Source organism: Acinetobacter sp. KS-LM10 (genome assembly GCF_036896575.1).
In the GTDB taxonomy this organism is placed as follows: Bacteria; Pseudomonadota; Gammaproteobacteria; order Pseudomonadales; family Moraxellaceae; genus Acinetobacter; species Acinetobacter avistercoris.
Genome location: NZ_CP145906.1, coordinates 1,185,635 through 1,199,256, shown reverse-complemented (window position 1 = coordinate 1,199,256; position 13,622 = coordinate 1,185,635). Strand labels below are relative to the sequence as shown.

Annotated in this window: 12 protein-coding genes; 3 read left to right on the top strand and 9 right to left on the bottom strand. The window is 37.8% G+C overall.

Going from position 1 to position 13,622, the window contains the following annotated elements; translation table 11 throughout:
- The first annotated feature begins 50 nt into the window (after positions 1 to 50).
- On the top strand, positions 51 to 1,694 hold the full coding sequence (locus V5M36_RS05480; RefSeq protein ID WP_338562840.1) for a chemotaxis protein: 1,644 nt from the start codon (positions 51 to 53) through the stop codon (positions 1,692 to 1,694).
- Positions 1,694 to 2,449: an NAD(+) diphosphatase gene (nudC, locus tag V5M36_RS05475; protein ID WP_338562838.1), complete on the top strand. Its 756-nt coding sequence runs from the start codon at positions 1,694 to 1,696 to the stop codon at positions 2,447 to 2,449. The genes V5M36_RS05480 and nudC overlap by 1 nt, the downstream gene beginning before the upstream one ends.
- A 191-nt stretch (positions 2,450 to 2,640) precedes the next feature.
- Here the strand turns inward: nudC and V5M36_RS05470 are convergent, their stop codons facing one another.
- The 4 genes from V5M36_RS05470 to V5M36_RS05455 all read right to left on the bottom strand — a co-directional run bounded on the left by V5M36_RS05470 (position 2,641) and on the right by V5M36_RS05455 (position 5,685).
- On the bottom strand, positions 2,641 to 3,528 hold the full coding sequence (locus V5M36_RS05470; protein ID WP_338562836.1) for an alpha/beta hydrolase: 888 nt from the start codon (positions 3,526 to 3,528) through the stop codon (positions 2,641 to 2,643).
- A complete protein-coding gene (locus tag V5M36_RS05465; protein ID WP_338562832.1) occupies positions 3,515 to 4,222 on the bottom strand; it encodes a BON domain-containing protein in 708 nt (235 codons plus the stop codon). The genes V5M36_RS05470 and V5M36_RS05465 overlap by 14 nt, the downstream gene beginning before the upstream one ends.
- A 62-nt stretch (positions 4,223 to 4,284) precedes the next feature.
- Positions 4,285 to 4,743, bottom strand: a complete 459-nt coding sequence (locus V5M36_RS05460) for a YraN family protein (protein ID WP_338562829.1) — start codon at positions 4,741 to 4,743, stop codon at positions 4,285 to 4,287.
- Positions 4,744 to 5,685, bottom strand: a complete 942-nt coding sequence (locus tag V5M36_RS05455) for a penicillin-binding protein activator (RefSeq protein WP_338562827.1) — start codon at positions 5,683 to 5,685, stop codon at positions 4,744 to 4,746. It abuts the gene before it with no gap.
- 11 nt (positions 5,686 to 5,696) lie between these two features.
- On the opposite strand from V5M36_RS05455, the gene rsmI reads away from it, so the two are divergent.
- Complete coding sequence (gene rsmI, locus V5M36_RS05450; protein ID WP_338562825.1) at positions 5,697 to 6,536, top strand: 16S rRNA (cytidine(1402)-2'-O)-methyltransferase; 840 nt, start codon at positions 5,697 to 5,699, stop codon at positions 6,534 to 6,536.
- A 654-nt stretch (positions 6,537 to 7,190) separates the two neighbouring features.
- Here rsmI and V5M36_RS05445 read toward each other — a convergent pair.
- From V5M36_RS05445 to pepP, 5 genes are all read right to left on the bottom strand, one after another.
- Positions 7,191 to 7,439, bottom strand: coding sequence for a hypothetical protein (locus tag V5M36_RS05445; RefSeq protein ID WP_338562823.1), 249 nt, complete (start codon positions 7,437 to 7,439; stop codon positions 7,191 to 7,193).
- Between the two features lie 173 nt (positions 7,440 to 7,612).
- A complete protein-coding gene (locus V5M36_RS05440) occupies positions 7,613 to 8,839 on the bottom strand; it encodes an FAD-dependent monooxygenase (protein ID WP_338564053.1) in 1,227 nt (408 codons plus the stop codon).
- Positions 8,840 to 8,856: 17 nt separating this feature from the next.
- Positions 8,857 to 10,065 (bottom strand): 2-octaprenyl-6-methoxyphenyl hydroxylase, encoded by a 1,209-nt coding sequence (gene ubiH / locus V5M36_RS05435; protein ID WP_338562821.1) that lies wholly within the window; start codon positions 10,063 to 10,065, stop codon positions 8,857 to 8,859.
- Positions 10,066 to 10,671: 606 nt separating this feature from the next.
- Positions 10,672 to 11,673 carry a YrzE family protein gene (locus V5M36_RS05430; RefSeq protein WP_338562819.1) on the bottom strand — a complete coding sequence of 334 codons (1,002 nt, stop codon included), beginning with the start codon at positions 11,671 to 11,673 and terminating at the stop codon, positions 10,672 to 10,674.
- Between the two features lie 556 nt (positions 11,674 to 12,229).
- A complete protein-coding gene (gene pepP, locus V5M36_RS05425) occupies positions 12,230 to 13,546 on the bottom strand; it encodes a Xaa-Pro aminopeptidase (protein WP_338562817.1) in 1,317 nt (438 codons plus the stop codon).
- Positions 13,547 to 13,622 lie beyond the last annotated feature (76 nt).

The window sequence follows — 13,622 nt, the reverse complement described above, 5'->3', positions numbered from 1 at the left end:
TAATTAAGGGCTCTACAAGAAAACTTAATACCTAGGAAAGGTGCAGATTCATGTCTTATCAAACCTCAATACATTTTGACCCGACAGCACTTTTAATTATAAAAAAAGAAGTAGATAGCACCTTACAACAAGTCGAGTTAGCCGTCAGTAGTTTGGTTGAGGATAAGCGCTTACCGTTCGGTATTGAGGATGCATTGATTCAGCTTGAACAATGCGCACAAGTGATGTTACTGGTCGACATTCCGCATTTGGCTCAATTAACGCAATATTCAGCCGATCTAATGCGTAAAATCATGCAAAATCCTGAGCAGATTTTAGACTCAGATGTGGTTGCGTTGAGTGAAGGCACCACAATGCTGAGAAGATATATCGAGTTTATTTGTCTTCGTGAAGTTCGAGTGCCTCAATTTCTTTTAGACACCTTAAATAATCTCGAAATTGCTTTAGGTAACCCCCTAACACAGGAGGGTCAAGCGATTGCCTCTTCACTTGAGTTTATGACACCCAACTTTAAGCTTCCCACTGCACCTGAATTAGAAAAAACTGTCTATATCCATAAGCTGTATAAAATTTGTTTAAATAAAATGATTAATCAAAGTGAAACAGCTTTAGATTTACAAGCCGTTAAATTGGTGGGTACTTATTTAGCGCACCTTGCAGCAAAGACCACAAGTCAACAATATTGGAACTTGGTTCATGTCGCTCTGAATCAAATCGACATTCTTGCATTAACAGATGCAAGATTAAGAACCTTAATCGGTGTTGAACATAATATCGCTCATTTTTTTGAATCTCCTGAACGCTTTAATCCACCTCTAATAGACATCGCCAATGTGCTGAGTGTGTGTATTAGTCAAGAGGATGATATTTCACAGCATATACGTGAACAATTAAATGTCGGTGAAGACATATTAACGGATACTCAACTTCAAATTTTTAGTCGTCATTTATTTGGCCCTGATTTGAATACCATACATACAGCCAGCAAATTAATTACAGAAGAAATGACTCAAATTCGTAATGAAATTGAGTTTAACTATCAAGCGATGTCTGCTGAACAAACCTCATCCATGAAAGCAAAGCTATTTAATCTGGCCAGTGTATTTAAAGTTCTAAATTTAAATGAAGCGTATATTGAACTGAATCTTCAAGCTGAAAACTTGACACAAACCAATATGCAAAATAATCCCAAATTTGCACAACAACTCATGAATAGTATTTTATCGGCGATGAATTCGATTGGTATTTTAAAGCGTAGTTATACGTCAAGCCGACTTCAGTTTGGTGTAAACAATATGCGCATCTCGCTAGATCGCCTAGAAGAAGCACATGAAGTATTATTAACTGAAACCAAAGTATTGATTGAAAATTGTAGCGTGAAACTGATTGAATACCTTGAAGATCCTCAATCTATTCAACTCAATACCCTTCCCCAGCAATTGCAAGAAATCAGTGGCGCATTGTTGTTCCTAAATGCACAACAAGGCCATTTAAGTTTGATGAACAGTTATAAGTTTTTGAATACTGAAATCATGAAAGAACGCACACTCAACATTCAACAGGTTGAAAAACTCTTGGATGTCCTTGCAAGTGCAGACATGCTCATAGACAATTTACAAACCAGACAGCCTATTTTCAATTCAATGTTCGATGTAGCCTTAAACAGCAGTAATAATTTAAAAGCGATTGCATAATGTCTGAACTATCACTTGCCTATATTTTTAAACAACAACAACTTTTGGTTGACGAAAACTTCCAACTGCCTAAAGTTGAAAGACTCTCCAGCGATATCCTGTTAAATTCAGGTGATCAAGTTATTGCCCGTGATTTACACATTGAAGAGGCAATTCCTGAAGGCTTACAGTTAGTGCCCATTCGTCAATTAATCACCCAGTGGACACGCGTTCAATTTGAACAAGCCAGCCGTGCTGTTCAACTATTAGAATGGCGTCGTAATCATAAGTTTTGTAGTCATTGTGGCACTGAAACTGAAGCGCATTCGCGTGACTATGCGATGATCTGTCCAGCCTGCAATTACCATCAATATCCGCGAGTTCAACCCTGCGTTATCACGGTCATTACCCGTGGAGATGATGAAATTCTTTTGGCTAAAAATGCAAAAAATAAATCCAGTATGTACGGATTAATTGCAGGTTTTGTTGAAGTGGGTGAAACATTGGAAGATGCGGTACAACGTGAAACCTTTGAAGAAATTGGTCTGCATTTGAAAAATATCGAGTATTTGTCCAGTCAACCTTGGCCTTTCCCGAGTAATTTAATGATTGCCTTTAAAGCGGAATACGACTCAGGTGAAATCGTATTACAAGAAGAGGAAATTAGTGAAGCGGCATTTTTTAAATTTGATCAACTTCCAGAAATTCCTTTTGCTGGAAGTATTGCACACGCAATGATTCAGCATGTTATTCACAATGTAGAAATGCCGAAATAATAAAGCTCTTTCATCACTCAAAAAACGAACATCGAGTAGCAATTAATTGCTATTTAAAAATTCCTTCTCCCTTTGGGAGAAGGTTAGGATGAAGGAATACTAATGGTGAATATGTTATGTGAATAATGACTTTTGAAAGAAGTCTAATATTTACCCTTTCCATTTCTATCTTTATTCAGGTCTTTCTCAAGTTATTTGGTATTGAACGATTGATCCAAGGCACGAAGCATTTCTTTTCTGGTTTGGAAGAATCGGCTGAACAAACTTGAGACACTTCCCATGATGGTGATATGCCCCGTTGCTGGGATATGAATCACCTCACAATGATCGCCCTGTGCTTTTAATTGTTTACACAAGTCTTCGCTGTTACTGTGCTTTACGATCTGATCATTTTCAGCGACAAAAAGGTAATGCTGAATTTGATTATTCTCTACAAAATAATACGGCATGACTTGTTCAAAAGGTACGGTTTGATCGAAAGCATGTTTTGCTAAAGGATCATTTTTATAATCAAAATGATACGGACCAGCGACACCAATGAAACACTTAATGTTTTGTTTAAGATTGAAGTGCAAAGTATTTGGATGATAAAGTAAAGACGCAATATTAAAGGCACCAGCAGAGTGCCCCATTAATGCAATTTTTTCGGTAGATATACCTAACTTCGACTGTTTCTGTTCTAAAAAATTCAGTGCTTCAGCCAAATCATCCACAAAACTTGGAAAAATAAATTCAGGTGCTAAATGATAATTTAAAATAGCGACATCGTAGCCATAACGTGTAAAGGCTTCACCTATAAACTTATACGCCGACTTATCTCCACTACTCCAAGCCCCACCATGCACAAAAAGTATAAGACCTTTGGAGTGAGTTCGATCAGCAACGTATAAATCGAGTCTTTGTCTTGATTTTAAACCATAAGCTAAATTTTTTTGAACGCTATAACCTTGATTAGAAGTCAAACCATTCATGGCATGACTCGCTAATTGATAAGGTCTAAACTCTTTCAAGCTTAAATTTAAATCATTAATTTTTTCAGTCAAAGTTCGCTTGATGTTCTGAATTTTAAGGTTGAACATTATTACTCGGCTCAGGAATATCAGTATCGATCGCTACAGGTGTCACGTCTTCAGAAACAACACCACCCACCATTGGGCTGCTAAATGAAGAAGATTGTAGTGCTGCTTGAGAACTACTTGCCTGCTCAACATTATCAATTAAAGTCACGATCTTAGTGACATTGCCGACTTGCCCAAGTACAGACATTAAATCGTTTTCTTCAGCTGTATTTAAACGTCCCATGACATACAAGACGCCATCTTCAGTATGCACCATCACTTTACTGTCCGAGACAACAGCTGCCTTCATGATCAAACCACGCGTGTTAGCGGTAGAAGTTGCATCCTGCATGATGGTACTAAAACCGACCTGATTACCCACGGTAATATAATTATGGATGGTCTTCACATCACTCATAGCACGTAGATTATCTTCAGCCAATTGTTTCAAATGCACATCAGGCACCTGACCTGTCAATAAAACGTTGCTGTGAAAGCTATTTACATTGATACGAGATTGTTTAAAACGAGCATCCAATTTGTACAAGTTGATTTTAGCTGTACGTTCAATAGATGAGTCGATAAAAACCTGACCAAGAGAGCGAACACCGCTTGAGACGCCAACAGGTTCAGCCCCAGTTCCACTCGAAATAAAACTTGCACAGCCAGATAAGCTTGCAACACACATCATCGTTATAACAATTCGGCTCAACACTCGGTAAGTCTCCTCATGAAACTCTACATTCTTTAATTTTAAAAAGATTAAAACCTTATAGCTTACAGATTAATAAAGTCTGCATTTATTGTAAATGCATTTTCAATCCACTGTAGATCATAAGTCACATTTGTAGGTGTTTGCTGTGGATTTTTTGCAAATTCTTTTTTAAAATCAAAACAAATAACATCAAAACGATAATAAAAACGATCTAGATCAGCATGTTCTTGTATATATTTGAGTGCAGTTTTAAAAATCTTGAGCTGTTTCTGAGGCGTAATGACCTCGAAGGATTGTCCCATTTGAGTTTTTGAGCGCGCTTTAACCTCAACAAAGATAAGCTCCTCTCCTCGCACAGCAATAAGGTCAATTTCACCATACCGTGAATGATAATTCTGAGCTAAAACCTCGTATCCTTCATTTTGAAGTAAGCGTTTGGCATGTTGCTCAGCCCAAATACCCAATTCACGGCTTTTTTTCGCTTTATTTTGCTGAGGTTCAGGCAGATCATATGCGCTCAATTATAAAACTACCAAACCTTTACGCTTATTCTCAAAACACTGCGGAGTACGTTCAACGCGCTGACTTTCGATTTTGATTTCGCCAGTACTGCCACTGAACTTGAAACTTTTTAGATCAGGGTTTAGGACAAATTTTTCCGCAATATGCCAAGCATCTCCCCCAAACGCATACAGTCTTTGATACGCCATGGAGGTTGGGTTCTTCAAATTTAACTCAGTTAACTCTTTCCATTGACGTGTGTGAGGTGCGGATACATCACAAAATTTCAGTCCTTGAGGAATCGATTGCTGATCTTCAAGTGATATCGCTTGTGCGTATATAGATTTTTTTGGTTTATTCGGCAGTTGATTAACCCATATATTGCCACCAAGCAGCAAAACCCCTTGATTTCTTTTTAGGCGTGGAATTTCATCAACAATGGAAACCTGACCTTCAAATTTTTGATACAAGGCATTCACAAAACTCAGTGAGTCTTTTTCAGAACCCTTTTCGCGTATTACGTACAAATGCTGAATTTTGTCCGTATTTATCACCCGAATCAGTGCATTCGCATCATCATCTTTAGATAAACTATACTGCCAAACATTCGTCTTAGTTTTATTAATTTCATTCAGTGCCAATACTGGAATTTTTAAATTTTCTTTAAATAAATTTTCAAGATCTGTTCTTGCTAGTGGACCAATGACCAATTGAGTCGACGCAGTCAAATTCTCTTTTAACAGACGACCGATGCTTTTCTGATCTGAATTTACATATTTAAGCTGAATATTAGCTTTAGACGCTTGATGGGCTGCGTCTATCCCCATTTTAATACTGTTGCCTGCTCGCGCCATGGGTCCTGATTCAGGTAAAATAACCAATACTTCTGCTTTGGCTTGGAACATGATTCCCATTAATCCAAAGCACAACAATCCGTTTTTTATATTTAACTTATCCAACATGGAGAAACCTTATGAGTGCTCAGTTATTTGTTGTAGCGACCCCAATTGGGCACTTAGACGACATGACTTTTCGTGCTATTGAGATTCTAAAGTCCGTTTCTATTATAGCTGCAGAAGATACACGTCAATCTGCTCTATTATTAAGACACTATAATATCTCAACTCCGTTGACAGCATGTCATGATCATAATGAAAGTAACAAAATTGATATAATCATTGAAAAATTAAAAAATGGCAATAATGTTGCTCTGGTCAGTGATGCTGGCACGCCACTCATCAGTGACCCTGGATTCAAACTGGTTCGTGCTGCTCAAGAGCATGGTATTCGTGTGACACCCGTGCCTGGTGCATGTGCAGCGATTGCAGCACTCAGTGCTGTGGGTTTACCGAGTGATCATTTTAGCTTTGAAGGTTTCCTCTCCTCTAAACAAACACAACGCTTGATTCAATTGGAAAAGTTGAAAGCACGCACCCACACCATGATCATTTATGAAGCACCACACCGTATTTTAGATTCAGTAACCGATATGGCCAATGTATTTGGTGCGGATCGTGATGTTGGTTTTGCGCGTGAAATCACCAAAACCTTTGAAACGATTAAGAAAATGACTTTGGGTGAATTGAAACTGTTTATTGAAAATGATCGTAATCAGCAAAAAGGTGAAATTGTTCTGGTCATTGCCGGTGTAACCGAAGAAAAAGACATGGAACAGGAAGATTTAGATAAGTTGTTATTACGTTTACTACAAGATTTATCTGTAAAAGCTGCCTCTCAGTTGGCGGCGGATCTCACGGGTATCAAAAAGAAAATCGCCTATCAACGTGCTTTGGAATTAACAGATAAAGCTTAGTTTGCAAACAAAATCAGTCGAATGCATAAGTAATTTTTACTCAACAAACTCATCATTAGTATTTCCTCATCATTAGTATTTCCTCATCCTTACCTTCTTCCACACGGAGAAGGTAATTTTAGCTATTATTTGTGGCTAATAAATTAACTTTAATTTATAAAAGACATCATAAAAATGATTCAGAAATAATGCTTATGAAAACAATGTCCACTATTTATCTTTTCAATTTTATTTGAATATTCGGGTTATTACACATTTTGCTTACAGGTTTTTAGCCTTACCCTCATTATATTTCTGGCGAAATACGATACTCGAACATCAGCTACATATTATTTGCTTGCGCTATTTTTCACCATTTTTTATTTTTTGTCATATTGCTCGAATAATGTAATTTGGTTTAAAAGCGCCTATAAAAACGGCTGTATTTTCAGCCATTATTCTTGTATTACAGTCATCTTATTCTTTTCTTGGCGCGATGCATTCACCGCCTGATATTATTAAAAATAATGGGGTGCTTTAATTATCAACACCTTTATTTTAACCATCCTGTTTTTCTTCATCTATCCGCTTTGTTCGAAACTGAATAATCGTCCATAAAAAAACACCACCTCAATGGTAGTGCTCATTTATGCTCAACTCAGAAGGCATGATCAATTAATCACGTGCACTTTCATCGGGTGGAACTTCTTGAATTTTGCCACCACGTGCTAGAAATGCAGCAAGTTCTTCTTCCAATGTTAAACGTTGTCTTAATTTAGCAGTTACAGTCAATGTTTCGGCTTCAGCTACATCTGCATCAGAAACGGTAGAATCACTAACGACTGCGCCTTTTTCAGCAGCTTGTGATTCATCATCATCAACTGCGTTATCTTCATTATCATCATAATCGCTTGAATCTGTCATATTAAACTCCCCAACAATGACATGAATAACTAGCCGACAAAATACGGTCTGATTTAATGAGAAATGTAGCAAGCTATGAAACTGAAAACTAGAGTCTACCCCAATAAAATTGTATATATTTTAATCAAATTCGTAAAAAAATATGAGCGATTGGCTGAATTTTGTCACATCTTTTACAACAATGCATAACGTGTATTTTTTAAGACACTCAATCCATTAGCCTGCTGCATAAAGAGGTCTTTTAGAATCGGACTTTTATCCACCTGCTTCAAACCTTCATTGCGTGCCCAAACGAATGGAAATAATGCTGTAGTCTCTAACCATCCAATCGCTGACATGCTATGCATCATGGCATCATTTTGAATTTTACGCGCATGCTCATAGCGTTTTAAACTTTGCTCATGTGCCCAAACACCACGCGCTAAGTCTTTGAGCAGAATGTCAGATAAAATTGCAGCATCTAAGCATCCAATATTTACCCCTTGTCCCGCCAAAGGATGGATGACATGCGCAGCATCACCTATTAAAGCCAATCCTGGTGCGACATAACGTTGTGCAGCACGTGCTTTCAAAGGGAACATGGCTCTTGGTGTCGCTTCAAGAACTTCACCCAACATATGATGACTTTCACGCGTCAATAGCTGACAAAATGACGTATCATCTAATCCCACATACTCTTCGGCATAGTCGTCTGGTAATGTCCAGACAATAGATTGCCAATAACCATTCTCTTCTGATTTCAATCCAGCCATAGGCAAATAAGCCAATGGCCCTGTTTCTAAAAAGATTTGTCTCGCCACGTAGTTATTCAGTTGAGCCGTTCTAATCGCGCAGGTCAACCCAGCTTGTTTATAATCCAGAACATCTAAGTCAATATAAGCTTGCTCACGAACAAATGAGTTTGCACCATCCGCACCGATCAATAATTTCGTTTTAAGCTCTGTCCCATCAGCCAGTTGAACAATCCAACAATCAACTCCTTTCTCGATACGCGAGACTTTGACTTGCGTACGGTAATCTTGCAAAGTCTTGAGCATTTCTTGTTGTATGGCTAAATTTAAAATACTGGGCTCAACCATTGAACCTAAGCTTTGTTCTGGTGATGGAATCTGATCTGAAGCCTGTCCAAAATTAATATCACCATAGCCATTTTTATTCCAAACTTGCATACCCGAATAAGGCATTTGACGCTGAATTTGATCCCAGATCTGAGTCAATTTAAGCAAATGAATGGTCGCTTGGCTTAATGCCAATACACGAGGATTACTTTCAGTTAAGACTTTTTCTGCATCTAAAACGGGCGCAGCATCCAAAACCGTTGCTTGTACACCACCTTGTGCCAATAGAAGCGCGGTTAAGCCTCCCACTAGGCCACCACCCACAATAATCACATCTTTCATATGTTCTGTTTTCAGTGTCATGATTTCAATCCCATTGCGTAATTGGCCACTAATGGTTTGATACCTGGAATATTTTCAAATGCCATTAAACCTGTGTTGCGAATTACTTTTAAGAATGGATTTTGGTTACTGAACCCACGCACCACGGAATCACAGAATTTAATCACACGCTGTTGATCTTTTAAACGTGCTTTTTCATAGGCTTGTAGTACTGCTTTTTCACCTAAGTCGGCATTTTTTTCAAGTTGTTCACTTAAATATCGTACTAGCACATGCGCATCACGCATGCACAAATTAAAACCTTGTCCTGCAACTGGATGAATCGTGTGTGCTGCATTACCCATCAAGACGACACGCCCAATCGCTTGTTTTTCTGCTAAGACTTGAGACAAAGCAAAACTGAATCGCTTGCCTGTCTTTTGAAACTTACCAGCACGATCACCGTAGGTTTCTTGCAAGGCATCTAAGAAATGCTGATCATTTTCCTCACCCAACCATTCTCCTTCGGTGCCTTTTTTTACTGGCCAAACCACAGAACGGCGATATTCACCCGGCAGAGGCAACAAAGCCAAAGGTCCTAAATGACTAAAGCGTTCAAAACCAACATGTTCGTGTGGTTTAGACGTTTGAACTGTGGTCACAATCGCGACTTGATCATAATCATATTCTGAAGCTCCGATTCCCAGTGCTTTACGACAAAAAGAATCTCGACCATCTGCGGCAATAACCAACTTGGTTTGCAATTCAATATTTTTCTGATCGCGTTGAGCTTCAATATATGCAAAATCATCATCTTGAGTAAGTGAGGTGACTTGCACACCATCAATTAATTCAATTAAAGATTGTTTTTTAACTTCTGCAAGCAACACTCGGCCTAACCATGCATTTTCAATCACTTGCCCAAAACTCTCGACTTTCTCTTGCGCCGCTTTCAGACGTGCCTTTCCGAAACTCCCTTGTTCAGTAATATTCACTTCTAAGATAGGCGTTGCATGTTCTTGTAATGCATTCCATAAACCAAGCTCTTGATAAATTTGCACAGTGCGTCGTGATAAAGCGCTATTTCTTGCATCAAATGTAGAGTGATATGCGGCAAGATTTTCATCGTCATAATCTGGATATTTAATGGCTTCGAGTAATTTCACTTGAATATTTGCCTTACTCAGCATAAGCGCCAAACTTAGGCCAACCATTCCACCACCAACGATGATCACTTCTTGCTGCATGTTTAATTCCTTGTTGTGTATACCTGCTTTAAACAGATATGACCGACTCGAGATAAAATTTATATTACCTGAAAGAGAGTTGATTTTATAATGAAAAAGCGCTTCATGCGTTTGAGCTTTGTTTCTTTAGCTAAATTCGCTGCAATAAATTTTTAGAATTGAGTTGTATTTGAACATGGCGTTCATGACTTAAAATTTGAGTTAGATAAAAATATTAGTCAGTTAAAATATGTTAGATGTCTAAAACCCAAAAATATTAGATCTCTTTCATAAGTCGAAAAATGATTATTGAGTGGCCATAAATTGATAGGTAAAAATCCTTTCTCCCTTTGGGCGAAGGTTAGGATGAGGGAAAAGTCATGATGAGTGTATTTTATGAATAACGACTATTGTATGAATAATGACTTTTGAAAGAATTTTATCGTGACACTCTAAAACCGAAATGATTTTATCTGTACCGTACTGATAAAATGGCTCTTCTAAAACTAAGCAGCAATTAACGACTCGTGGAATAAATAGCTTGTCCAATTCAAAATCATCAAAAATAAAAAGCCGATCCATCAGGATCGACTTTCTAATGATTAGTTCGAAAAGAATGAGATTAATTTAGATAATCGTTGTACGTCTACGAATAGCACGATCCACACCGAACTTGCCAGCGAACATAGTCACCAATAGACCAATAAGTAAACCAAAGAATGACCAAAGTGCTGCTTTCGCTGCAACGTTTGTCGCCGCTGCCGCTTTCTCTTTCGTTTCTTCTTTCAATTGAACATATTGAACTTTTGCTTTCTGAATATTCGCTTCCAAACCATTAAAGAATTCGTTTTGTTGAGTCAAATAGTTATTCACTGCTTGATCTGCCTCTTGAGGCGTTAACGATGTATTTTTAGCTAAAGCTTGACTCACTTCATTTTTATCAATTGAACTGGTCACGGCCTGAGCGCGATTCTTTAACGTATCTGAAAGTTTTTGAATGATCTGATCGCTATTATTCGAGTCTAAAACCAACTCTTTAGCAGCAGTTTTGATTTGCTCTTTTGCCCACTCACCTTGTGCTTTCAAGTATTCAGGTTGCAACTCATCAATACCCGTTTTTTGTAAAGCTTCGCTCAGTTTAACATCACCATTTTTAAGCTCTGGAAGCGGAACGAGTTCCTCAAATGCTTGAGTACCTAAACTTGCTAAATTAATACCACTTTTGCCAATACCAGTTGCAACACTACCAGCAGCAGAAGTGACAGAACTAATTGCACTACCCGTTAAACGAGCAGCGTTGTTAATGGTCATAGCACCAAACCAAATACCGAACAATAGTGCCAGTGCCCAAACCAAAAATCCGTGTATAAGTCCGTCATTTCCAGCAAGTTTACCGGCAATAAAACCACCTACAGCCATACTCACCAGTAATGAGATAATGGTCCATATTGTTACGGCTGTGCCTGATCCATTACCAATATCAGTTGCAGACTCAGGATCTAACAATGCAAAACCTAAAGCGACACCGAGCAAAGAAAGCAATATAGAGATAGCGAGTACCGCGATTACACCAGCGAAAATACTGCGCCATGAGATTTGACTTTGAACAACCAGTTTTTCTTCATACATATTCTTCTACCTTGAGTTTGTTAAAATTTATTGTTAGAAAAAAGAGTTTGTATTTAATTCTTTCTCGCACTCAGATTATGTGAAAATTAACAGTTAATGCTGTATTCGATTTGTTGTTTTTATATATTTTTTCTAATAAATGAATGAAGAAAAGTATGAATGAAGCACCAAATTAGATTAATTATCTATAAAAAAAGAGTTAATTCATCAATTTATTTGTTAATTTACGTGGAATTAAATCTTAAGTATTTATTATTAAGTTACTCTTACTTGATCTCTTGAATACATCAAAAACGATGATTTTGCGGCAATAAATTTAATCTTTTTCACAAATCAAACCTTTCACAAATCAAACAATGATCATTGATTCGTAATAGTAAAAAATACCTTCTCCCTTTGGGAGAAGGTTAGGATGAGGGAATACTAAATGAAAGAATCCTAAAAATTATTTATCTTTTTTATCAATGAATTAAATATTGATCCTAGCCAAAAAATGTTGTTTTTTAATTCATTAAAAAACCGATCTTATGATCGGCTTTTTAACACAAAATATTGTTTAACTGACCATTAACGCTTCAATATCTTCAATGCTTTTCACCACATTTTTGGTCAGAACCAATGGGCCTTCTTTAGTTGCGACAATATCATCTTCAATTCGAATACCTATACCACGCCACTTCGGATCTACAGTTTCATCATCTGGTGCGATATAAAGACCCGGTTCAACAGTTACCACCATGCCTTCTTCATAAGTACGCCATTCACCATTTTGCTTATATGAACCGACATCATGAACATCCATACCAAGCCAATGCCCTGTACCATGCATATAGAATTGTCGGAAGGACTCTGTTTCAATAATCTGCTCTAGCTCACCTTGCATGATGCCAAGATCCAGTAAGCCTTGAACCAAAATACGTAGCGCAACATAATGCGGTTCTTTATAAGAATTGCCGATACGAACTGCATCAATCGCTGCAATTTGTGCATTCAATACAATTTGGTAAAGCGCTTTTTGCTCAGCACTAAATTGACCATTTACTGGAAATGTACGGGTGATGTCTGATGCATAAAATTCATATTCACAGGCCGCATCTATGAGCACTAAATCACCATCATTGAGTACTTTATTGTTTTCCACATAATGTAAAATACAACCATTTTCTCCACCACCAACAATGCTGTTATAAGACGGCACACAACCATTCTTACCAAAAACATAATTGAGCTCAGCTTCTAAAGCATATTCCATCATGCCAGGTTGAACCGCTTTCATTGCCTGCGTATGTGCTTGAGCACTGATATCAGAAGCAATTTGCATCAACTGTATTTCTTTATCGTCTTTGTGCAAACGCATTTCGTCAAGGATACGGTCTAACTGGATAAGTTGCGCTGGTGCTGAAGTCCCTTTTCGAGATTCCCCATTTGCGTCCACAATCCACTTTGCAACACGTGCATCAAACTCTGCACGATGCCCAATTCGATAAAATAATTTTTCTTTATCCAATAGTTTTTCAAGAATTTCTTCATCAAGCAGATCTATTGCATAGGCTTCATCGGCTTCAAAATCATCCACCGCGCCATCAACACCTGCTCGATAGCCATGCCAAATCTCCATATCACGATCGCGTTCACGACAGAATAGACTATAGCTATAGGCTTCATCTGAACCAAAGGTTTCAATCACTGCTACTGCTTCAGGTTCTGCAAAGCCCGTTAAATAATAAAAACTACTGTCCGCTCTGTATTTATAATCGGCATCACGATTACGCATAGCCACAGGGCTTGTTTCAATAATCACAATACTATTTGGACCGATCTGTTCTGCTAAACGGTCACGACGTTTCTGAAAATCAGCTTGAGTCAATTTCATGATGTATACGGCTTATATTGATATGAATAAATGGATGGTATTACTTAGTTCATATTGATGTTTACACCGAAGTGCA